This window comes from Ligilactobacillus equi DSM 15833 = JCM 10991 (assembly GCF_001435735.1).
Classification (GTDB): domain Bacteria; phylum Bacillota; class Bacilli; order Lactobacillales; family Lactobacillaceae; genus Ligilactobacillus; species Ligilactobacillus equi.
In genome coordinates, this window is sequence record NZ_AZFH01000003.1 from 1 (window position 1) to 20,514 (window position 20,514).

The 20,514-nt window shown below is 40.8% G+C and carries 24 protein-coding genes and 1 other RNA gene; 19 read left to right on the forward strand and 6 right to left on the reverse strand.

What is annotated here, in order from left to right:
* Positions 1-120: 120 nt before the first annotated feature.
* The 4 genes from nrdF to nrdH are packed head-to-tail and all read right to left on the reverse strand — an operon-like array spanning position 121 to position 3,893.
* A complete protein-coding gene (nrdF, locus tag FC36_RS00890) occupies positions 121-1,098 on the reverse strand; it encodes a class 1b ribonucleoside-diphosphate reductase subunit beta (protein WP_025020449.1) in 978 nt (325 codons plus the stop codon).
* An 18-nt stretch (positions 1,099-1,116) separates the two neighbouring features.
* The gene (gene nrdE, locus FC36_RS00895) at positions 1,117-3,288 is read right to left on the reverse strand and encodes a class 1b ribonucleoside-diphosphate reductase subunit alpha (RefSeq protein ID WP_035187825.1); all 2,172 of its coding nucleotides are present in this window, start codon (positions 3,286-3,288) and stop codon (positions 1,117-1,119) included.
* Complete coding sequence (gene nrdI, locus FC36_RS00900; protein ID WP_023859084.1) at positions 3,278-3,652, reverse strand: class Ib ribonucleoside-diphosphate reductase assembly flavoprotein NrdI; 375 nt, start codon at positions 3,650-3,652, stop codon at positions 3,278-3,280. The genes nrdE and nrdI overlap by 11 nt, the downstream gene beginning before the upstream one ends.
* A 19-nt stretch (positions 3,653-3,671) precedes the next feature.
* The gene (gene nrdH, locus FC36_RS00905) at positions 3,672-3,893 is read right to left on the reverse strand and encodes a glutaredoxin-like protein NrdH (RefSeq protein ID WP_023859085.1); all 222 of its coding nucleotides are present in this window, start codon (positions 3,891-3,893) and stop codon (positions 3,672-3,674) included.
* Between the two features lie 222 nt (positions 3,894-4,115).
* Between nrdH and FC36_RS00910 the strand changes: the two genes are divergently transcribed.
* The 16 genes from FC36_RS00910 to tsaD all read left to right on the forward strand — a co-directional run bounded on the left by FC36_RS00910 (position 4,116) and on the right by tsaD (position 14,835).
* Entirely contained in the window at positions 4,116-4,733 is a 618-nt protein-coding gene (locus tag FC36_RS00910; protein WP_025020448.1) for a class I SAM-dependent methyltransferase, read from the forward strand.
* Positions 4,734-5,189 carry a tRNA adenosine(34) deaminase TadA gene (gene tadA / locus FC36_RS00915; protein WP_035187822.1) on the forward strand — a complete coding sequence of 152 codons (456 nt, stop codon included), beginning with the start codon at positions 4,734-4,736 and terminating at the stop codon, positions 5,187-5,189. It abuts the gene before it with no gap.
* 51 nt (positions 5,190-5,240) lie between these two features.
* An RNA gene (gene ffs, locus FC36_RS11485) (signal recognition particle sRNA small type) lies at positions 5,241-5,327 on the forward strand.
* An 83-nt stretch (positions 5,328-5,410) separates the two neighbouring features.
* Positions 5,411-7,165 carry a DNA polymerase III subunit gamma/tau gene (gene dnaX / locus FC36_RS00920; RefSeq protein WP_056986658.1) on the forward strand — a complete coding sequence of 585 codons (1,755 nt, stop codon included), beginning with the start codon at positions 5,411-5,413 and terminating at the stop codon, positions 7,163-7,165.
* Between the two features lie 29 nt (positions 7,166-7,194).
* A complete protein-coding gene (locus FC36_RS00925) occupies positions 7,195-7,506 on the forward strand; it encodes a YbaB/EbfC family nucleoid-associated protein (RefSeq protein ID WP_023859089.1) in 312 nt (103 codons plus the stop codon).
* A 17-nt stretch (positions 7,507-7,523) separates the two neighbouring features.
* Positions 7,524-8,123: a recombination mediator RecR gene (gene recR / locus FC36_RS00930; protein WP_023859090.1), complete on the forward strand. Its 600-nt coding sequence runs from the start codon at positions 7,524-7,526 to the stop codon at positions 8,121-8,123.
* A 15-nt stretch (positions 8,124-8,138) separates the two neighbouring features.
* Positions 8,139-8,393 (forward strand): YaaL family protein, encoded by a 255-nt coding sequence (locus tag FC36_RS00935; RefSeq protein ID WP_025020447.1) that lies wholly within the window; start codon positions 8,139-8,141, stop codon positions 8,391-8,393.
* A gap of 64 nt (positions 8,394-8,457) precedes the next feature.
* Positions 8,458-9,105: a dTMP kinase gene (gene tmk, locus FC36_RS00940; RefSeq protein ID WP_025020446.1), complete on the forward strand. Its 648-nt coding sequence runs from the start codon at positions 8,458-8,460 to the stop codon at positions 9,103-9,105.
* A 9-nt stretch (positions 9,106-9,114) separates the two neighbouring features.
* Positions 9,115-9,444, forward strand: a complete 330-nt coding sequence (locus tag FC36_RS00945; protein WP_023859093.1) for a cyclic-di-AMP receptor — start codon at positions 9,115-9,117, stop codon at positions 9,442-9,444.
* A gap of 11 nt (positions 9,445-9,455) precedes the next feature.
* On the forward strand, positions 9,456-10,448 hold the full coding sequence (gene holB / locus FC36_RS00950; RefSeq protein ID WP_023859094.1) for a DNA polymerase III subunit delta': 993 nt from the start codon (positions 9,456-9,458) through the stop codon (positions 10,446-10,448).
* Between the two features lie 11 nt (positions 10,449-10,459).
* Positions 10,460-10,792 (forward strand): DNA replication initiation control protein YabA, encoded by a 333-nt coding sequence (locus tag FC36_RS00955; RefSeq protein WP_025020445.1) that lies wholly within the window; start codon positions 10,460-10,462, stop codon positions 10,790-10,792.
* The gene (gene rsmI, locus FC36_RS00960) at positions 10,792-11,682 is read left to right on the forward strand and encodes a 16S rRNA (cytidine(1402)-2'-O)-methyltransferase (protein WP_023859096.1); all 891 of its coding nucleotides are present in this window, start codon (positions 10,792-10,794) and stop codon (positions 11,680-11,682) included. The genes FC36_RS00955 and rsmI overlap by 1 nt, the downstream gene beginning before the upstream one ends.
* Entirely contained in the window at positions 11,682-12,410 is a 729-nt protein-coding gene (locus FC36_RS00965) for an acyl-[acyl-carrier-protein] thioesterase (protein WP_025020444.1), read from the forward strand. The genes rsmI and FC36_RS00965 overlap by 1 nt, the downstream gene beginning before the upstream one ends.
* Positions 12,411-12,517: 107 nt before the next feature.
* Positions 12,518-13,246 (forward strand): tRNA (adenosine(37)-N6)-threonylcarbamoyltransferase complex dimerization subunit type 1 TsaB, encoded by a 729-nt coding sequence (gene tsaB, locus FC36_RS00970; RefSeq protein WP_056986659.1) that lies wholly within the window; start codon positions 12,518-12,520, stop codon positions 13,244-13,246.
* Positions 13,218-13,796 (forward strand): ribosomal protein S18-alanine N-acetyltransferase, encoded by a 579-nt coding sequence (gene rimI / locus FC36_RS00975; RefSeq protein WP_161628280.1) that lies wholly within the window; start codon positions 13,218-13,220, stop codon positions 13,794-13,796. The genes tsaB and rimI overlap by 29 nt, the downstream gene beginning before the upstream one ends.
* A gap of 1 nt (position 13,797) precedes the next feature.
* The gene (gene tsaD, locus FC36_RS00980) at positions 13,798-14,835 is read left to right on the forward strand and encodes a tRNA (adenosine(37)-N6)-threonylcarbamoyltransferase complex transferase subunit TsaD (protein ID WP_023859100.1); all 1,038 of its coding nucleotides are present in this window, start codon (positions 13,798-13,800) and stop codon (positions 14,833-14,835) included.
* Positions 14,836-14,893: 58 nt separating this feature from the next.
* Here tsaD and FC36_RS00985 read toward each other — a convergent pair whose 3' ends face one another.
* Entirely contained in the window at positions 14,894-16,843 is a 1,950-nt protein-coding gene (locus FC36_RS00985) for an ABC-F family ATP-binding cassette domain-containing protein (protein WP_056986660.1), read from the reverse strand.
* Between the two features lie 195 nt (positions 16,844-17,038).
* Here FC36_RS00985 and FC36_RS00990 point away from each other — a divergent pair, with 195 nt between their 5' ends.
* Positions 17,039-17,680 (forward strand): redox-sensing transcriptional repressor Rex, encoded by a 642-nt coding sequence (locus FC36_RS00990; protein WP_023859102.1) that lies wholly within the window; start codon positions 17,039-17,041, stop codon positions 17,678-17,680.
* Positions 17,681-17,712: 32 nt separating this feature from the next.
* Here FC36_RS00990 and FC36_RS00995 read toward each other — a convergent pair whose 3' ends face one another.
* Entirely contained in the window at positions 17,713-18,345 is a 633-nt protein-coding gene (locus tag FC36_RS00995) for a CPBP family intramembrane glutamic endopeptidase (RefSeq protein WP_056986661.1), read from the reverse strand.
* Between the two features lie 173 nt (positions 18,346-18,518).
* Here FC36_RS00995 and groES point away from each other — a divergent pair, with 173 nt between their 5' ends.
* Together groES and groL are read left to right on the forward strand one after the other, a co-directional pair.
* Positions 18,519-18,803 (forward strand): co-chaperone GroES, encoded by a 285-nt coding sequence (groES, locus tag FC36_RS01000; protein ID WP_025020443.1) that lies wholly within the window; start codon positions 18,519-18,521, stop codon positions 18,801-18,803.
* A gap of 23 nt (positions 18,804-18,826) precedes the next feature.
* The gene (groL, locus tag FC36_RS01005) at positions 18,827-20,443 is read left to right on the forward strand and encodes a chaperonin GroEL (protein WP_056986662.1); all 1,617 of its coding nucleotides are present in this window, start codon (positions 18,827-18,829) and stop codon (positions 20,441-20,443) included.
* Positions 20,444-20,514 lie beyond the last annotated feature (71 nt).

Genomic DNA, 20,514 nt, shown 5'->3' on the forward strand with positions numbered 1-20,514 from the left:
TAACCAATTGGATTTCTTCCATCGCTTCTTTTTACGTCCTGTTATGGTGTGCTTACTATTAAAGTGGCTTTGAGGCCAAATAAAAAGAAGTCCATAGGACTTCTTTTTATTTGGAAACTATTACTCTTCATCTTCGTCATCAAAACGGAAGAGGTAGTCATTATCATCCATAGCTTCTACGTTTCCCAAAAGATAACCATTGCCGACTTGGGAGAAGAAGTCGTGGTTGGAAGTCGAAGTGGAAATCCCGTTCATAACAACGGGGTTAACATCTTCGGCTGTGTCAGGGAAGAGAGGATCAAAGCCGAGGTTCATCAAAGCTTTATTGGCATTGTAACGCAAGAAGGTTAAAACTTCTTCGGTCCAACCTACTTGATCATAGAGTAGGTGGGTATATTTTTCTTCATTTTCATATAAATCATAGAGCAAGTCATAAACCCAAGTTTGAAAATTGGCTTGTTCTTCTTCAGAAAGTTCGTTGAAGCCTAATTGGAATTTGTAACCAATATAGGTTCCGTGAACGGATTCATCTCGTAAGATTAACTTGATAATTTCAGCCACATTAGGCAATTTGTTGTGGCCTAACCAATAAAGGGGTGTGTAAAAGCCAGAATAAAAGAGGAAAGTTTCTAAGAAAACAGATGCCACTTTCTTTTGAAGGGAAGTTCCTTCTTGGTAGTAGTGGTTAATTTTTTCGGCTTTGTATTGTAAGATTTCGTTTGAATTTGTCCATGCAAAGATTTCGTCAATTTCTGCGGGCGTATTTAAAGTTGAGAAGATTGAAGAGTATGACTTAGCGTGGACAGACTCCATAAATTCAATATTATTAAGCACTGCTTCTTCGTGTTGGGTCCGAATATCTTGCTTTAAAGAAGACATGCCATCTTGAGATTGTAGGGTATCTAAGAGTGTTAAACCACCAAAAACTTTAGCAACAACGTCTTTATCAGCCTCTGTCAAAGTTCGCCAGTCAGCTAAATCATTGGAAATTGGGATACGGGTATCGAGCCAAAATTGTTCCGTTAATTTTTCCCAGGTTGCTTTATCAATTTCATCTTCTAAATTATTCCAGTTAATTGCTTGGTAATTTTCTGCCATCTTTTTATTCTACCTTTCTTAAATTGTACAACTTTCGCATTCGTTAGCACCGACTTCACCGTTATTATCTGTAAAAGTCCGTACATAGTAGATGGATTTGATTTTCTTATCATGTGCGTAGTTACGTAAAATAGATAAATCGCGGGTCGTCATTTTATCGGTGCGACCTTCTTTCCAAGGATAGAGTCCGGCAGGAATGGTTGAACGCATAAAGAGGGTTAAACTCATTCCTTGGTCAATATGTTCTTGGGCAGCAGCGTAGGTGTTAATAACTTTAATCATGCTGGTATCATAAGCGGATTGGTAGAATTTAATAGTATCATTGGATAAATATGGTGCAGGGTAATAAATTTTCCCAATTTTTCTTTCTTGTCTTTCTTCGATTCGGTTGATGATGGGATGCAAGCTCGCGGTGGTGTCGTTAATATAAGAAATTGATCCGTTAGGCGCGACAGCTAAGCGATTTTGGTTGTATAACCCACCGGTCATAACTTTTTCTTTTAAGGCTTGCCAGTCAGCAGGGCCGGGAATAAAGATGCCGTCAAAGAGTTCTTTGGTCCGATCCAAACTAGGGCGGAAGTCTTTTTCTGAGTACTTGTCAAAGTATTTCCCGTTAGCGTAGTCGCTAGCTTCAAAGCCGACGAAACTTTCGCCCTTTTCCACGGCTAATTCGTTAGAAGCGACTAAAGTCCAGTAGTTGAGCAACATGAAGTAAACAGAAGTAAATTCCAGGGCAACTTTTGAACCATAGTTAATATGGTTTTTAGCTAGGTAGGCGTGTAGTCCCATGCCCCCTAAACCAATGGTATGGGCTTGGGCGTTTCCTTTTTGAACGGTTGGTACAACATCGATATCTGAGGCATCAGAAATAAAGGTTAGTGCTTTGGTCATGGTTTTGACAGATTTACCAAAATCAGGTGAAGCCATGAGGTTAACAATATTTGTAGAGCCTAAATTACATGAGATGTCTGTTCCTAATTGCAAGTAAGATTGGTCGTTGGCCACTTCTGAGGGGGTTTGAACTTGCAAGATTTCTGAACAGAGGTTAGACATAATGATTTTGCCAGCAATTGGACTAGCTTCATTAGCCGTATCGATATTGACCACATAAGGGTAGCCAGATTCTTGTTGTAATTTAGAAATTTCTGTTTCTAACTCACGGGCCTTGATAATTTTCTTTGGAATTAGGTTATTAGCGACCATGTTGTCATATTCTTTTGAAATATCCACATAAGAGAAGGGTTTACCATAGACTTTTTCTACACCCCAAGGATCAAAAAGGTACATATCTTCATCGTTCTTGACTAATTCATAGAATTTGTCGGGAACGACTAAACCGAGAGATAGAGTTTTAACCCGAATTTTTTCATCAGCATTTTCTTTTTTAGTGGCTAAAAAAGCTTCAATATCTGTGTGAAAGACATTGAGATAAACCGCCCCGGCTCCTTGCCGTTGTCCCAACTGATTGGAGTAAGAGAAGGAATCCTCTAAAAGTTTCATGACAGGTACCACGCCAGAAGCAGCCCCTTGGATATCTTTAATTGGTGCGCCTGCACCTCGAAGGTTTGAAAGGGTAATCCCCACACCTCCACCAATCCTTGAAAGCTGCAAGGCAGAATTTATGGCCCGACCAATAGAGTTCATGTTGTCCTCCATTTGGATTAAGAAACATGAGACTAACTCTCCACGTCGCTTACGTCCAGCATTCAAGAAGGAAGGGGTAGCTGGTTGATAGCGCTGGTTAACTAATTCATCAGCCAAATCCATAGCTAATTGTTCGTCACCGTCTGCGAAGTAAAGTGCGTTAACTAATACTCTTTCGTTAAATCCTTCTAAGTAATAAGCTCCATCGTTGGTTTTTAGAGCATATTGAGCATAAAATTTGTAAGCTGCCATAAAGGTTTTGAAGGTAAAGTTAGCGGAGTAAATTTTTTGGGCGACTTTCTCAATGAAAGCAAAGTCATATTTTTTAATAAATTCTTCTTCGATATAATTGTTTTCCAAAAGGTAGTCAAAACGTTCTTTTAAAGAGTCAAACTTCATAGAATTTGGCTCAACATTTTCTTTAAGGAAAGCTTCTAGGGCCTGCTTGTCCTTTTCCAAAGGGATTTGTCCGTTAACAGAGATGTTGATTTGGTTATTTAAATCAAAATAAGTAACTTTATTAGTGTCTAAGTTTTTAAGACTCAAGTTTTTTCACCGCTTTCTTGAAGTTTGAAACATCTTTAGATGTACCGTTAAATTCAAAAGCATAGATAATGGGGGTATCATATTCTTCTGCTAAATCTTTAGCAGTAAAAATAAATAGTTGAGCGAAGTTTCGATTACCAGTACCGACAATACCTTTTAGGTAGTTAGCATTTTCGGCATAATCAAGAAAATCACGGACGGGTTCGGTGATTGCGTCTTCGTATGTCGGCGTAATCAAGACGAACGGTTCCGTGATTTCTGGAAATTCGCTAGCAGGATTAATTTCATAGCTCTCAAATTCAGACCCAAGTTTTTTGATAAAGCGTCGGGTCTGACCCGTGACTGTAAAGTAGACGATTTTCATTAACGTTGCCCTCCTTTTATTAGGCTAGGCCGCGTAAAAGGTCTGGACGGAAACCGGCTACAATGGGCTTTTGGTCGCGTTCTAGAACAGGAACGGAACGGAAGCCTTTGGCTTTTAAGTAATCAACATACTCTGGTTCGTTATTGATATTGTGCTCAGTGTAAGTGATGTTTAGTTGTTGTAAAACATTTTTAGTCATCTTGCATTGAATACAATTATCTTTTGTGTATAATTCGAGCATAACAATCTCTCCCTTGGAAATTTTTATTGTGTTTTAAGTATACAACATCTTGAGACAAATTCAAGAGCTGATTCCCAAGATATTGGGTATGAAATTTTGGTTATAACGATATCTTGTGGTTCTTGAAAGGTGCAAAACTTAATTTTTTAACTAGCAAATAGCTTGAATTTATCGCCTTTTATTCGTATGATTAAGAGGAAAATAAAAAAGGAAACGAAATAAATGACAAATTATTATTATACTGAAAATCCGGATGTCCAACATGACGAAAAAACTTGGAGTTTTACTTTGTTGGATCATGATTTAAATTTTACGACAGATAACGGGGTTTTTTCGAAAAGTCGGGTCGACTTTGGCTCTTGTGTGATGTTAGATGCTTTGGCTGAAAACGAAGCTGAGCTGTTAGCGCAAGCCAAAATCTTAGATGTTGGTTGCGGTTATGGCCCCATTGGTTTGGCCTTAGCTAAGAAATGGCCGGCCAACCATGTTGATATGGTAGACGTCAATAACCTTGCCATGGACTTAGCCAAGAAAAATGCTCGCAACAATGGCATTTCAAACGTCAGTATTTTTCCTTCCAACCAATATGAAGGCGTTACAATAACGGATTATGATTTTGTTTTGACTAACCCGCCAATTCGGGCCGGTAAACCAGTGGTACACGGCATCTTGAGTGGCGCTTACGACCACTTAAAGGTTGGAGGACGTTTGGTCGTGGTAATCCAAAAGAAGCAAGGCGCACCTTCCGCCCAAAAAAAGATGGTGGAAGTCTTTGGTAATTGCCAGGTCCTCAAGAAAAATAAGGGCTATTTCATTTTAGAAGCGGTAAAGGAAGCTTAAATGACGCCACAAGCTAAAGAAAAATTTATGCAAGCCGCAATTGTAGAAGCCCAAAAAGCCCAAGCTAAAGGTGAAGTACCGATTGGCGCTGTCGTCGTGCATGAAGGACAAATTATTGGGCGTGGTCACAATTTGAGGGAAAGTCAGCAAGATAGCTTAGCTCACGCCGAAGTTTTGGCTATTCGTGAGGCGAATCAAGCGCTAAATTCCTGGCGCTTAAATGACTGCCAACTTTTTGTGACTTTAGAACCGTGTCCGATGTGCACGGGAGCAATTTTAAATAGTCGCTTAGACGCAGTTTATTATGGGGCTAGTGACCTTAAAGCGGGGGCCTGTGGGACCATTATGAATCTTTTAGACGATCCGCGTTTGAATCATCAAGCTGATGTCGAAAAAGGAATTTGCCAAAAAGAGTGTTTGGCCCTCTTACAAGATTTTTTTCAACAATTAAGATAAAAAAAGCTGGATTTTTGAAAGTAAATCATGTATCATTAAAAGTGCCGTAAGGCCTTGGAACAATGTTCTCCTTACGAATCGTGTCAGGTTCGGAAGAAAGCAGCACTAAGTATGTGAGGGCATGTGTTCCAAGTTACGATGATATTGAACTCCCAGCTTATGCTTTTCGGATTAGGCTGGGAGATTTTTTTTAAGATAAATATTAAAAGAAAGGTGAGTTTATGGGGTATCAAGCATTATACCGAGTTTGGCGGCCACAGCGCTTTGCGGATTTAGTCGGTCAACAAATGGTGACTAAGACCTTACGCAATGCTTTGAGTACGGGGCAGACTACCCACGCCTACCTCTTTACTGGGCCTCGTGGTACGGGGAAGACCTCAGCGGCGAAAATTTTTGCCAAGGCTTTAAACTGTCATCATCAAAAAGATGGGGAGCCATGTAATAAATGTGAAACCTGCCAGGCTATTACGGCAGGGCGGTTAAATGATGTAATTGAAATTGACGCGGCTTCCAATAACGGGGTCGAAGAAATTCGGGATATCCGGGACAAGGCCAAATATGCGCCTACCCAAGCTGATTATAAAGTCTACATTATTGACGAAGTTCACATGTTATCGACAGGGGCCTTTAATGCTTTATTGAAGACTTTGGAAGAACCGCCCAAAAATGTAGTCTTTATTTTAGCAACAACCGAACCCCATAAAATCCCTGCCACGATTATTTCACGGACCCAGCGTTTTGATTTTAAGCGCATTGAAGTGACGGCAATTTTAGAAAGAATGGAATATATTCTGGATGAAAAGGCAATTAGTTACCAACCCGAAGCCCTTAAAGTGATTGCCAAGGTGGCTGAAGGGGGGATGCGAGACGCCTTATCAATCTTAGATCAGGTTATCTCGTTTGGGGATAATGATGTGACTCTGGAAAACGCCCTTTTGGTAACGGGGAGTGTAACCAATGAAAAACTGACCGTTTACTTAAGTCAGGTTAGTCAACATGAAACTCCGCAAGCCTTAAAAACGGTCCATGAATTATTAGCTGATGGCAAGTCAGCTAAACGTTTGGTTGAAGATTTGATTGCCTACTGTCGAGATATGCTCCTGTATCAACAAGCACCAGAATTGCTTGAGCAAAATGAACTTGGGATGTTGACGGAGGCTTTTAAAACTTTCGTAGCTCAAAGCAGTGCAGCTAAGATTTACCGAATGATTGATATCTTAAATGAGCAAGAAGAAAATATGCGTTTCACCAGTCATGAAGCGGTATATTTGGAAGTGCTAACGGTCAAATTGAGTCAATTAAGTGACCAAGCACCTGAAGTAACCAATGGGGTTCAGCCAGAAGTCAATACAGCAGAGGTCAACCAACTCATTACCCAAGTGCAAAGTTTAACGGCTAAAGTAGAAGCTTTACAAAGTCAAGGTGTATCAACGCAAGCAGCGCCTCCTAAAGCTAACCGGCAAACACGGCAAGTGAAGAGTAGTGGTCCCTTTAAGGCTAACCAAGCTCAGATTAATGAGGTCTTGGGTCAGGCAACGCGGGCCGATTTGATGGCCATGCAAGATATTTGGCCGGACCTCTTGAATATGTTACCGCAACAGTCCTCTTCTATGATGTCCTTTGGGAAACCAGTGGCTGCGAGTCCAAGTGGGGCGGTCATTGCCTTTTCTTATGATTTTATGCCCGAACAGTTCCAAGCGGATCCGACGGTGCAAGAACAAGTGACCCGAGCCTTAGTCCGGCTCTTAAACCGGGAAGTGAGATTGACGGTTTTACCTGAAAGAATGTGGGGGCAAGTAAGGCAAGCCTACATTAAGAGTCACAATCTTAAAGGTCAAGCCCAACAGGCTGAGGCTGAAACGATGGTAGACCAAAAACAAGCCGAAGAAACGAAAGCTATTGAAGCGGCACAAGCTGTGGTAGTCGCGGCCAAAGAAAAATTTGGTGACGAAATTGTCACCGTCCAAGCCGATTAATCATTAAATTTGAAAGGAATTGATAAATTATGATGCGTGGAATGGGAAATATGCAAAGTATGATGAAACAAATGCAAAAGTTGCAAAAAAACATGCAAGCAGACCAAGAAAAGTTGCATGAAACAGAATTTACGGGGAAAGCTCCTGAAGATATGGTTTTGGCAACTTTTACTGGTGATCACCAATTAAAAGACCTTACTATTAAAGAAGAAGCTGTGGATCCTGATGATGTGGATATGTTACAAGACTTTGTGATTGCAGCGGTTAACGATGCCATGGCCCAAATTGACGATGCAACTCAAAAAACAATGGGAAAATATTCTCGTTTAGCGGGAATGTAAGAAAAGGGCGGAAATAGATGCAATATCCAGAACCAATTGCTAAGTTAATTGAAAGCTATATGAAATTACCCGGAATTGGGAATAAATCTGCGACCCGCATGGCTTTTTATACTTTAGATATGGATGAAAAAGATGTTAACGATTTCGCTAAAGCTTTGGTGTCAGCTAAAAAAGATTTACATTATTGTAGTGTTTGTGGAAATATTACGGAAAGCGATCCTTGCATGATTTGTGCCGATAAGGGTCGTGATCAAAGTAAAATTATCGTGGTTGAACAGCCGCGTGATGTTATGTCGCTTGAAAAAATGCGGGAATACCGGGGACTCTACCATGTTTTGCATGGGGTCTTATCACCTTTAGAAGGTAAGGGACCTGATGATTTGAATATTGCCTCATTGTTAAGGCGGCTACAAACAAATGAAGCTGTTGAAGAAGTAATCTTGGCAACCAATGCCACCCCAGAAGGGGAAGCGACTGCGACTTACCTGTCTCGATTGATCAAACCTGCGGGAATTAAAATGACACGCTTAGCCCACGGATTAGCGGTTGGTAGTGATATTGAATATGCAGATGAGATGACTTTGTTGAAGGCAATTGAAGGTCGAACAGAATTATAGTAGGGAAGTGGCGCCATGTTTTTCTTTAAACCAAAAGAAAAGTTACGCAAAAAGTATAATGAACGCTTATTAACGGATATTTATCAAGCCCGGGCGCAGTGGGATGTTGCTAAGCATACCCAAGATGCGGTCTATGATGTGGATGATGAGTTAGAAGCTCGAACGAAACTTGCGCGGGCGCGTTATGAGTTCTTATTTAAAGAAGCACGTCGTAGACACCTAAAGGGTGAGTTACGCGCCACGGTTGAACGGCAAAACTGGTTCAACTAAAAATACCCGCAACCTTTAGGGGAGCGGGTATTTTCTTGAGTCAATAAATTTGGAGGAAATTAATGTGAGTGGATATTTTATATCATTTGAAGGCAGCGATGGTTCTGGTAAGACCAGCGTCTTAAAAAAGATTATTGAATTTTTAGATCAAAAAGGCCAACAAGCAAAATATTTATTGACCCGCGAACCTGGTGGTAATAAAATTTCCGAAGAAATTCGCCAGGTCATCTTAGATGTCAAAAACACCCAAATGTCAGCAAAAACGGAAGCGTTACTATATGCAGCTGCTCGGAGTCAACATTTGGAAGAAAATATCTTACCCGCCCTAAAAGAAAATAAGTTAGTCTTATGTGATCGCTTTGTGGATAGCTCCATTGTTTATCAAGGACGTGCCAGGGGGTTAGGAATGGATGTTGTCGCTCAACTCAACGAATTTGCAACGGACAAACTGAGTCCAGAGTTAACTATTTACTTTGATGTCGATCCTCGTGTTGGCTTAGCACGGATTGTGGCGGGACGGACTAACGAAGTTAATCGTTTGGACCAAGAGGATTTAAGTTTTTATGATGATGTACGTGCTGCGTACCAAGAATTAGCACAAAAATATCCTGATCGTATTGTGACGATTAATGCTAACCAAGAACTTGAGCAGGTGGTTGCAGATGTTTTTAAGGTTTTAGCTAAGCGTGTTCCAGCATTTTTTGAAGCTTAAGGTGATACCATGAAAATGATTATTGCAATTGTGCAAGATAGTCTCAGTAATAAGTTGAGTACCGCTTTGATTGAAGCGGAGGTGAAGGCTACTAAGCTTTCAACGACGGGGACTTTTTTAAAAGCTGGTAATACGACTTTTTTGATTGGTAGTAGTCAAGCTAAAGTGCCAGCTGTTATTGAAATTATTAAGCAGGTTTGTCAAAAACATGAAGGCTACCGGGTGCCACCCATTAATTTAGATGCTCCTAGTCAAATTGATGATAAATCACCGCTTGAGGTTCAAGTTGGTGGGGCGACAGTTTTTGTGGTCCCAATCGAAGAATTTTACCATTTTTAAGGGGGAGGCAGATGGAAGCAATTACCCAACTCCAAGCAAATCTAACTCAGCATTTTGCCAAATTAGTCAAGCAAGACCACCTCGCGCATGCATATTTATTAACCGGTCCGAGTGGCACCGGTAAAAAAGAGCTGGCTGTGTGGATTTCGCAGGCAATTTATTGCCGACAAAAAGATGAACAAGGTTATCCTTGTCAAACTTGCATAGAGTGCCGCCGGATTAGTGAAAATAGCCACCCTGATGTGGTGCGGATTGCACCAGAAGGCCAATCAATTAAGGTTGACCAAATTCGTTTTTTAAAGAGTGAATTTTCTAAAAGTGGTTTGGAAAGTTTGCGGAAAATTTTTATCATTGAAGATGCGGAAAAAATGACCACAGGGGCGGCTAACAGTTTGCTGAAGTTTTTGGAAGAGCCTAGTGGTTTGGTCAATGCCTTTTTACTAAGTGAGAGTCCGCAGCTCATCTTGCCAACAATTATTTCGCGTTGTCAAACAGTGGAGTTAGCGGCCTTATCAACCAAGCAGATTGTCAAGGAATTGGTTGATGCTCAAGTTACGCCCGGTAAGGCGAGTCTTTTAGCCCACTTGTGTGGTGACTATGAACAAGCTTTGGCTTTAAGTCAAGACCAAAAATTTGAAAAATTGGTAGAAAACTTGTGGGAATGGTATAATCTAACCTTGAGAGGTGATTTGCGTGCCTTTGTTGATGTGCAAGTCAAATTGATGCCGTATCTGGAAAATAAGGCAGAACAAGAAAGACTTCTCCAGGTATTGGTACTTTTGATTCGGGATACCATGTTGACATATTATCAAAGACAAGATGAACTAGCTTTTAAGATGTATCTGCCTCAATTGCAAGATATCGCCGCTCATATTGGGGGACCACGGATTGTGAAGGCTTTAGAAATTAGCCTAAAATCCTGGCAAAAGTTAGCTGTTAACGTTAATTTTCAAAATATTTTAGAGGAACTAACACTCAATTTAAGTGAATGTTTTGGTAGATAAGGGGTGATTTCGTGGAAAAACGTGAAGTATATGAAAATTTTGAAGAATTAGAAGAAAAAACCATGGCCGTCACGCAAGCCTTAGCGACCATGAAAGAAGAATTTACAGAAATTCTCGAAAGAAATGCTGAACTGGAAATCGAAAATCAGCACCTTAGAGAAAGACTGCAAGACTTGGAAGAAAAAAACCAAGATGTTAAAGAAGGTCTTTCTAAATCGCGCCAAAATTTGGAAAAATTATATAAAGAAGGATTTCATGTCTGTAACGAAATGTATGGTTCACGACGTGTGAATGATGAACCTTGCATTTTTTGCCAAGATGTGATTTATGGGGAGCGTGCTTAATGTTTACTAAGACCAGTAGTTTTCAAACTACTCAAGCTGGAAAGTTATATCTCGTACCCACGCCAATTGGAAATTTGAGTGACATGACGCCGCGGGCGATAGAAACTTTACAGAAGGTGGATCTCATTGCCGCCGAAGATACGCGCAATACTGCCCGGTTGTTAGCTCACTTTGAGGTATCGACGCCACAAATTTCTTTTCATGAGCATAATACTCAAATGCGGATACCGAAGTTGCTGGAAAAATTGCAGGCCGGTCATAGTATTGCGCAGGTCAGTGATGCGGGAATGCCTTCGATTAGTGATCCAGGTAAGGAATTGGTGGCAGCCTGTGTACAAGCTCAAATTCCGGTGATACCTTTGCCAGGGCCGAATGCGGCTCTAACAGCTTTGATTGCTTCGGGATTAGCACCGCAACCATTTTTATTTTATGGCTTCCTGCCCCCTAAACCTAAAGACCAAGTTAAACAACTGGAAGAGTTAAATTATCAAAAATGTACTATGATTTTCTACGAAGCACCGCATCGCATCGGGCGAACCTTAGCTAGCATGGTACAAGTTTTCGGGGCGGAACGACAAGTGGTTTTATGTCGGGAGCTGACCAAAAAATATGAAGAATTTTTACGCGGAAGTTTAGGTGAAGTTCAAGAATGGGCTCAAAATGAAACTATTCGTGGTGAATTTGTGGTTTTAGTGGAAGGGAATGCGAACCCTCCACAAATTCAGGATTCAGGGCTTGATTTGACTTTACCATATGCAAATCAGGTGGAAGCTGTAATAGCGACGGGTATTTCTAGCAAGGAGGCTATTAAAGAAGTGGCCAAGCTTAATCAGGTAAAAAAACAAGTCGTTTATCGGGCTTATCACCATTTAGATGAGGAGGAGGACTAATGCCTAACGCATATAGTTTGGACCACACTGTCTTATTTTATGAAACGGAAATGACGGGGCAAATGGGAATTGGTCGTTTAGTCGATTTATTATTATTAGCTTCTGAAGGTCATAGCGATTCTTTAGGCGTTGGTAGTCAAGAAGTTCAGAAGCTAGGGCTAGGCTGGGTCATTACTCAGCATCAATTAAAGGTTAAGACCTTGCCCCAACGTGGTCAAAAGGTAACGGTCAAAACTCAGGCTCAAAACTATAATTCCTTTTTTTGCTATCGTGATTTTTGGTTATATGATGAAGCCGGTCAAGAGATGGCCTCTATGCACAGTGTCTTTGTGCTCATGGATCAAGAAAAACGTAAAATGACGCGGATTTTACCGGAAGTTGTAGCACCTTTTGAGGTGGAAAAGACTAAGAAAGTGGAACGTTTAGCCCAGCCTCAAGTACCGGCAAATCCAAGTAATCAAAAAAATTACCGGGTCCGTTTTATGGACATTGATGAAAATCGACATGTAAATAATGTTCATTATTTCGATTGGATGTTGGATAGTTTAGAGGCCGATTTCCTCTTAAATCATCAACTGATTGAAATGAATATTGTTTATAAAAACGAAGTCCACTATGGCCAAGAAGTTACCAGCATCGTGCAAATCGATGACTCAACGACGTATCATGAAATTAGGTGTGATGCAACAATTTCTTGCTTGGCTGAGTGTAAGTGGCAAACAAGGTAGTGAAAGACGGGTGTCCGTTTTTCACTTTTTTTGCTTTTACATATATCCAAGTCAGGAAATATGTTAAGATATTCCATGGATGAAAAAGACAGAAAGGGAAAATTTCAATGAAAATTTTAGCAATCGAAACTTCTAATAAGCCATTGAGTGTTGCGGTTTTAGAAGATCAAAATTTATATGCTGAAACTAAAATTAATTATGGAATGGGCAAAGACCACAGTAAAAATCTTATGCCCTTAATTGATGCCACTTTACAAGAAGCACATTTAACTATCCAAGAGATTGATCGTTTGGTTGTTGCCAAAGGCCCGGGCTCTTATACGGGTTTGCGTATTGGAGCGACCACAGCTAAGACCTTAGCTTATACTTTAGATAAAGAACTTAGCAGTGTATCTAGCTTGGAAGTTTTAGCCCAGGCCTATCCTCAAACTGACGCCATTTTAGTGCCGGTCTTTGATGCGCGACGTGATAATGTTTTTGCTGGTGCTTATACTTGGCAAGATGGCAAATTAGTTAATGTTTTGGCGGATGTCCACATTAGTATCACTGATTTACAGGCGGCCTTGCGAGCTTTCGACCAGGAAATAATTTTTATCGGTCAAGACGCCTTGAACTTGAAAGAAAAATTAAGTCAAGATTTTCCGGCTCACTTTGCTGAACAACAGTTTGCCTACCCAAGTGCTTATGTGTTAGGCTTAGTGGGGCAAAAGCGAGATTTAGAAGCAATTGATACTTTTGTACCTGCCTACTTGCGGTTGACGCAAGCGGAAAGACAATGGTTAGACCAAAATCCGCAAAAGGACAATGATGATGATAGCTACGTTCAAAGAGTTTAAGCAAAAAATTATACGCAATATTTTTCAAAATCAAAATCAGTTGCAGTTTGCAAGTCGGCGCCTTACTTGGGCAGGCCATGAGTACCTCTTGTGTCGGGCGGTAATCCCTGATATTGCAGAAATGCTAGAAATTCAACGCCAAGTCTATGGCGGGCAAGTACCTTGGAATGAAGAAGTCTTTCGAAAAGAATTATCTCAAAAAAAAGCCCATTTATATTTGGTTGTCCGTTACCACGATGAATTGGTGGCCTTTGCTGGAATTGACTTGGAACGTAACCCCAAACAAGCTCACATTACCAATATTGCTGTTTTACCGCAGTATCAGGGACGCAAAATCGGAACTATGTTAATGGAGTTGTTGTTAACCCAGGCGCAAGATGCGGGCTGTCATTTGGTGAGCCTTGAAGTTGCAACTAAAAATCAAGTCGCTCAACAGCTATATCGTACCCTGGGTTTTCGGGTAGTCAAAGTACAAACAAATTATTATTTACCAGAAGGTGAAGATGCCTATCTGATGGAAAAAGAATTAAGAAGACGAGGAACAAATTAATATGGGTAAGAAAAGAAATTTAATTTTGGCCTTCGAATCGAGTTGTGATGAAACTAGTGTGGCTGTAGTTGAAGATGGTAGCCAGGTTTTAGCTAATGTTGTCGCAACTCAAATTAAGAGTCACCAACGTTTTGGAGGGGTGGTACCAGAAGTTGCTAGTCGGCACCACATTGAACAAATTACCTACTGTGTTAAGGAGGCTTTAGCCACCGCCGAAGTTTCCTATGAAGACCTCACTGCTGTGGCGGTGACACAAGGTCCTGGTTTAGTAGGGGCTTTATTAATTGGGGTTGCGGCTGCCAAAGCGATTGCTTATGCGCATGATTTACCTTTAGTGCCGGTGAATCATATGGCTGGTCACATTTATGCGGCCCGGTTTGTGGCACCTTTGGAATTTCCAGCTATAGCACTTTTGGTTTCTGGAGGACATACCCAACTGGTTTACATGGAATCACGAAATAGTTTCCAAATCATCGGAGAAACTCGTGATGACGCTGCTGGTGAAGCTTACGATAAAGTTGGGCGTGTGATGAAGATGGCTTACCCGGCTGGTAAGGAAATCGACCAATTAGCCCAAACCGGGCAAGATACTTTTAATTTTCCACGAGCTATGGTAAATGAAGATAATTACGACTTCTCCTTTTCTGGTTTGAAGTCTGCCTTTATTAATACAGTTCACCATGCAAATCAAATTGGCGAAGAATTAAATCAAGCGGATTTAGCTACTAGCTTCCAAAATAGTGTAGTTGATGTCTTAACTCAAAAGACCATGAAGGCCTTAGCTAACTTTCCTGTGAAACAATTAATTTTAGCTGGTGGTGTGGCGGCTAACTCTGGTTTACGACAAAGTTTAGACGAACACTTAAAGTCTTTTCCAGATGTGAAATTAGTTAAAGCCCCTCTTAAGTACTGTGGAGATAATGCTGCCATGATTGGGGCTGCTGGTTATGTGGCTTATGAAGAAGGCGTTCGAGCTGGTTTAGACTTAAATGCCAACCCTGGCCTTGAATTTGACTGGTACCCAGATATGGAAATGTAGATAAATAGCGCTAGCTCGCAAGATACGGAGCTAGCGCTATTTATGTTGTAATCAGTGATTACCCTTCTAAAAATTCTTCTAATTCAAGACTAGCAGTTTCCCAGGCTTCCTCGGCTTGGGCTAGTTTAGTAGTCAGTTCGTCTAATTGTTTTTGTAAATCTGTTAACTTACCTAAATCTGTGGCTACTTCTGGCTGGGCCATTTCGATTTCTAAGTTTGATTTTTGTGAGTCAAGTTTTTCAACTTCTTTTTCGAAACTATCAACGGCCCGTTGTAATTTGCGTTCTTGCTTTTGGCGTTCCTTGGATTGTTGATAGTTAACTTTCCCTGTAGAAACTTGCTTTTCGGTAATCGAGTAGCTTGTGTCTTCTTTAGCTTGCTTGAGGAGTTCGGCTTCTTCTTTCTTTTCCAAGTAGTAATCATAGTCACCTAAGAAAAGCTGACTGCCTTCAGGAGTGATTTCTAGGACACTGGTTGCGACCTTGTTGATAAAGTAACGGTCATGGGAAACAAAGAGGACGGTACCGTCAAATTCCAGAAGGGCTTGCTCTAGCACCTCCTTGGAGTCGATATCTAAGTGGTTAGTTGGTTCGTCCAAAAGTAAGAAGTTATCATGACGAAAGGCAAGCTTCGTTAAGAGTAAACGGGCCTTCTCACCTCCGGAAAGGGAGGCCACAGATTTTAAGACATCATTTCCAGAAAAGAGGAAAGAACCGAGGATAGAACGAATATCATATTCAGGCGTGGTGGGATGCTCGTCCCAAAGTTCGTTTAAGACCGTTTTTTGGGGATTGAGATTTTTTTGTTCTTGGTCATAGTAGCCAACCTCAACCCCCGTTCCAAAACTTGAACTACCTTTAATGAAAGGAATTTGTCCAAGAATGGACTTCAATAAGGTAGATTTCCCAATCCCATTAGGTCCCACTACGGCAATGATATTGTTTTTACGAACTTCAAAGTCGATGGGTTCAGAGATGATATTGCCATCATAACCAATGGCAGCATCAGTGACGGTTAGGACTAAGTTCCCACTGTTTTTTTTAGTGGAGAAGGTGAAATGTGGTCCTTTTTCTAAACCTTCAGGTCGATCTAAGCGATCCATTTTTTCCAATTGTTTCCGTCGACTTTGGGCTCGTTTGGTTGTTGAAGCTCGGACCAAGTTACGGTTGACAAAATCTTCCAACTTATTGATTTCAACTTGTTGCTTTTCGTATTGCTTCCATTCTTGTTGGAGACGTTGGGCTTTTTCATCAATATATTGACTGTAATTGCCGTGGTAGTGGTGGCATTTATTATGGCTAATTTCGTAAACTTCGTTGACAATTTTATCTAGGAAGTAACGGTCGTGGGAGACAATTAAAAGGGCACCGGCATAACTTTGGAGGTAACTTTCTAACCAGGTCAAAGTATCAATATCTAAGTGATTGGTTGGTTCGTCCAAAATTAATAAGTCACGCTTTTCTAACAATAACTTAGCCAAGGCGAGGCGGGTTCTTTGCCCTCCGGAAAGGGAAGATATCAAGCGGTCATGGTCGGCTTCTTCAAAGTGGAAACCGTGGAGAACAGACTTAATTTCATTGACATAACCATAACCGTTTTGTTCCTTAAAATCGTGTTGTAATTGGTCATATTGCTTTAAAATCCGCGCGTATTCAGGGCTTTGATGGTCAGCATCAGGATTGGCCATGGCGCTTTCTAATTGGTGGATTTGTTTTTCCATGTCTTGAAGATAGTCAAACACAGCTAACATTTCATCCATAATCGTCCGGTCAGAGGAAATGTCGGCATTTTGCGCTAGGTAACCGATGGTTAAATCTTTTTTTCTGGCGATGTTGCCGGCACTAGGCTCACTTTCACCGATAATCATTTTAATTAGCGTTGATTTTCCGGCGCCGTTTCTTCCGACTAAGGCAATCCGGGAATTATCTTGAATTTCGAGATTAATATTTTCAAACAAGACGTCTGCGCCAAAATGGCGAGCAACTTGTTGCGCTTGCAGTAAAATCATTTTTATATTCCTACACTTTTTGTAAATTTAGTCCTCTTAATTTTAGCATAAACGAGGGATTTTTTAAAAAGTTAAGTTTGTGAAAAATATAGTATTTTGTTCTTATATTGTCCAAAACATTAGATGATTATGCTTTATTTTCAGGACTCAGATGTGGTAGAATAGAAATAAAAACTATGTGAAAGGAAGAATGAAATGGCTACTGAAAATATTCCTAATGCGACAGCCAAGCGGTTACCAATTTACTATCGATACCTCAATATCTTAGCTGATTCCGGTAAGACCCGGATTTCCTCAACTGAATTGGCTGAAGCAGTAAAAGTCGACTCGGCGACAATTCGCCGTGATTTTTCTTACTTTGGTGCTTTAGGTAAGCGTGGTTATGGTTATGATATTGCTTCTTTGGTTGAATTTTTCAAAAAGGTTTTAAACCAAGACCGGCTAACTAATGTAGCTTTGATTGGGGTCGGTAACTTGGGACATGCGCTTTTGAACTTCAACTTCCATGGTGGAAGCAATGTTCGTATTAGTGCAGCTTTCGATATTAATGAAGAGATTGCTGGTACGATTCAAAGTGGGGTACCTATTTATCCGATGTCAGATATGAAAGAGCAACTTAATGCACAGCAGATTGAGATTGCAATTTTGACGGTGCCTGCACCAGTTGCTCAGAAAGTGACTGATGAATTGACGGAAACCGGGATTAAAGGGATTTTGAACTTTACACCCTTACGGATCAATGTGCCGGAACATATGCGGGTACAAAATGTTGATTTAACGAATGAATTACAAACTTTAATTTACTTCTTAGACCGTTTTGGGACTGAGGATGAATAAAAAAGACCAAGAATGAGCCTTCTTGGTCTTTTTTAGTAGTATGCCATAATTAAAATAGCAGCATTCATTAGAATATGACTTAACATGGAGCTAGTGAGTCGGTGAGTTTTGGCATAAACCCCACATAAAAGTAAGCCCATCCCGGCATAAGTTAGGTAGTGTCCGTCGCCATGAGCTAAGGCAAAGAGCAAGCTCGAAAGCAGGGCTGCCCCGAGAGGAGAAATATGTTGACTGAGATTACCAAAGATTACTTTGCGAAAGACAAATTCTTCCAAAATAGGGAGCGCTAAAACAACAGTTAGCGTAAAGTAAGGATATTTGCCGATTATAGTTAACAAGAGGCTGGTATTGGCGGAAGTAAGCTTTTGTCCTAAAAGGAGGTATTCGAGGTTTAAACCCAAAATTTGAACTAAGAATAAGCCTAGAGCTCCACCCAAACTCCAGAGTAAACTTTGAGGACCACTGATATGGGCTTGGTCATAGGGATTATGAAAAGTAAATTTTTTTTGAATCCCAAACATGGCTGCGCAAGCCAGTAAAGCAAGTAAAGTACCCCAAAGGTAAGGTTGTGCCTTTAAGGGCAAAAGATTAAGGCAAAGAGTATTGAGTATTTGGAAGAGGCAATAGGTTATTAAAATGGCGAAACTATTTCGTGAATTAGTCATAAATGGATTCTCTTTCTATTGTTTTCTAGGGCTTAGTATAGCACATTTTAGCACTCGATGAAATAAAGTGCTAAATAAGGCTTGCATTTTTTAAGGAAAGCGTTTATAGTAATACTTGTAATCATTAGCACTCAAGTGCAAAGAGTGCTAAAAAAGATATGGAGGGATTCTACGTGCTAAAACCATTAGGAGATCGTGTCATTTTACAAGTTCAAGAACAAGAAGAACAAAAGGTTGGAGGAATTATTTTAGCCTCTAACGCTAAAGAAAAACCTCAAACGGCCAAAGTGGTGGCAGTAGGTTCAGGTCGCGTCTTGGAAAACGGCCAAACAGTTGCTTTAAGTGTTAAAGAAGGTGACTTAGTCTTATTTGACAAGTATGCTGGTACAGAAGTGAAGTACAATCAAGAAACATACTTAGTGGTACGTGAAAACGACTTAATCGCAATTGTAGATTAATTATTTGATGAGGTGAAATGAAAATGGCAAAAGAAATTAAATTCTCAGAAGATGCAAGAAAAAAGATGCTTCAAGGGGTTGACAAGTTAGCTAACACTGTTAAGTCAACGATTGGACCTAAGGGGCGTAATGTGGTTTTGGAACAAAGTTTTGGGGCACCAACCATTACTAATGATGGTGTAACAATTGCTAAAGCTATTGAATTAGAAGATCACTTTGAAAATATGGGGGCTAAGTTAGTCGCCGAAGTTGCTTCAAAGACCAACGATATTGCAGGGGACGGGACCACTACGGCGACTGTTTTAACCCAAGCTATCGTAAATGAAGGTATGAAGAACGTAACGGCTGGCGCTAACCCTGTGGGCATTCGTTCTGGGATTGAAATGGCTACCAAAGCAGCAGTTGCTAAGTTGCACGAAATGTCACACACAGTTTCATCTAAGAGTGACATCGCTCAAGTTGCGTCAATTTCTTCTGCAAGTCAAGAAGTTGGGGAATTAATTGCTGACGCGATGGAAAAGGTCGGTAACGATGGGGTTATCACCATTGAAGAATCTAAGGGTATTGACACATCATTAGACGTAGTTGAAGGGATGCAGTTTGACCGCGGTTACCTCTCACAATACATGGTAACAGATACTGACAAGATGGAAGCTGACTTGGATAACCCATACATCTTATTAACAGATAAGAAGTTATCTAACATTCAAGAAATTGCTCCATTATTAAATGACATTATCCAACAAGGTCGCAGTCTCTTGATTGTGGCAGATGACGTGGATGGTGAAGCTTTACCTACTTTGGTCTTGAACAAGATCCGTGGTAACTTCAATGTGGTAGCTGTGAAGGCCCCAGGTTTTGGTGACCGTCGTAAAGCTATGTTAGAAGATATTGCAATTTCAACTGGTGCAACGGTCATTACTGATGAATTAGGCTTGCAATTGAAGGATACCAGTGTGGCTCAATTAGGTTCAGCTCACAAAGTTATTGTAACCAAGGATAGCACTACGATTACGGAAGGTGCTGGTGACCGTCAAGCCATTGCGGAACGTATTGACCAAATTCGTGCCCAAATTGCAGAAACAACTTCTGATTTTGACAAAGAAAAGATGCAAGAACGTTTGGCGAAGTTAGCCGGTGGGGTAGCCGTAATCCGTGTGGGTGCTGCAACGGAAACTGAATTAAAGGAACGGAAATACCGTATCGAAGATGCCTTGAACGCTACTCGCGCTGCGGTTGAAGAAGGTTTTGTTCCTGGTGGTGGTACTGCCTTGGTAAACGTTATTGATGCGGTGGCAGAATTAAAGGCTGAAGGTGATGTCCAAACGGGGATTAACATTGTTAAGCGCGCGTTGGAAGAACCAGTACGCCAAATTGCTGAAAATGCCGGGTTAGAAGGTTCCGTCATTGTTGAAAAATTAAAGGAACAAGAACCAGGTATTGGTTACAATGCCGCTAATAATGAATGGGTTGACATGGTAAAAGCCGGAATTGTAGACCCTACTAAGGTGACACGTTCAGCCTTACAAAACGCTGCCTCTGTTTCAGCTTTACTATTAACTACAGAAGCCGTTGTTGCAGACAAACCAAGTGAAAATGACGCTCCAGCCAATCCTGCAGCCATGGGTGGCATGATGTAAGAAAGGAAAGTTCTCATCGAGATGTTGATGGGAGCTTTTTTAATTTTCATCAAAAATTAGTTGCAAAGTTA

Coding starts and splice junctions, on each gene's coding strand:
- FC36_RS00910 (WP_025020448.1), top strand. CDS start 4,116: ATGACAAATTATTATTATACTGAAAATCCGGATGTCCAACATGACGAA.
- FC36_RS00990 (WP_023859102.1), top strand. CDS start 17,039: ATGGCTACTGAAAATATTCCTAATGCGACAGCCAAGCGGTTACCAATT.
- tsaD (WP_023859100.1), top strand. CDS start 13,798: ATGGGTAAGAAAAGAAATTTAATTTTGGCCTTCGAATCGAGTTGTGAT.
- tsaB (WP_056986659.1), top strand. CDS start 12,518: ATGAAAATTTTAGCAATCGAAACTTCTAATAAGCCATTGAGTGTTGCG.
- nrdF (WP_025020449.1), bottom strand. CDS start 1,098: ATGGCAGAAAATTACCAAGCAATTAACTGGAATAATTTAGAAGATGAA.
- rsmI (WP_023859096.1), top strand. CDS start 10,792: ATGTTTACTAAGACCAGTAGTTTTCAAACTACTCAAGCTGGAAAGTTA.
- FC36_RS00925 (WP_023859089.1), top strand. CDS start 7,195: ATGATGCGTGGAATGGGAAATATGCAAAGTATGATGAAACAAATGCAA.
- FC36_RS00985 (WP_056986660.1), bottom strand. CDS start 16,843: ATGATTTTACTGCAAGCGCAACAAGTTGCTCGCCATTTTGGCGCAGAC.
- recR (WP_023859090.1), top strand. CDS start 7,524: ATGCAATATCCAGAACCAATTGCTAAGTTAATTGAAAGCTATATGAAA.
- FC36_RS00935 (WP_025020447.1), top strand. CDS start 8,139: ATGTTTTTCTTTAAACCAAAAGAAAAGTTACGCAAAAAGTATAATGAA.
- FC36_RS00965 (WP_025020444.1), top strand. CDS start 11,682: ATGCCTAACGCATATAGTTTGGACCACACTGTCTTATTTTATGAAACG.
- holB (WP_023859094.1), top strand. CDS start 9,456: ATGGAAGCAATTACCCAACTCCAAGCAAATCTAACTCAGCATTTTGCC.
- nrdI (WP_023859084.1), bottom strand. CDS start 3,652: ATGAAAATCGTCTACTTTACAGTCACGGGTCAGACCCGACGCTTTATC.
- rimI (WP_161628280.1), top strand. CDS start 13,218: ATGATGATAGCTACGTTCAAAGAGTTTAAGCAAAAAATTATACGCAAT.
- nrdH (WP_023859085.1), bottom strand. CDS start 3,893: ATGCTCGAATTATACACAAAAGATAATTGTATTCAATGCAAGATGACT.
- FC36_RS00945 (WP_023859093.1), top strand. CDS start 9,115: ATGAAAATGATTATTGCAATTGTGCAAGATAGTCTCAGTAATAAGTTG.
- dnaX (WP_056986658.1), top strand. CDS start 5,411: ATGGGGTATCAAGCATTATACCGAGTTTGGCGGCCACAGCGCTTTGCG.
- tadA (WP_035187822.1), top strand. CDS start 4,734: ATGACGCCACAAGCTAAAGAAAAATTTATGCAAGCCGCAATTGTAGAA.
- FC36_RS00995 (WP_056986661.1), bottom strand. CDS start 18,345: ATGACTAATTCACGAAATAGTTTCGCCATTTTAATAACCTATTGCCTC.
- groL (WP_056986662.1), top strand. CDS start 18,827: ATGGCAAAAGAAATTAAATTCTCAGAAGATGCAAGAAAAAAGATGCTT.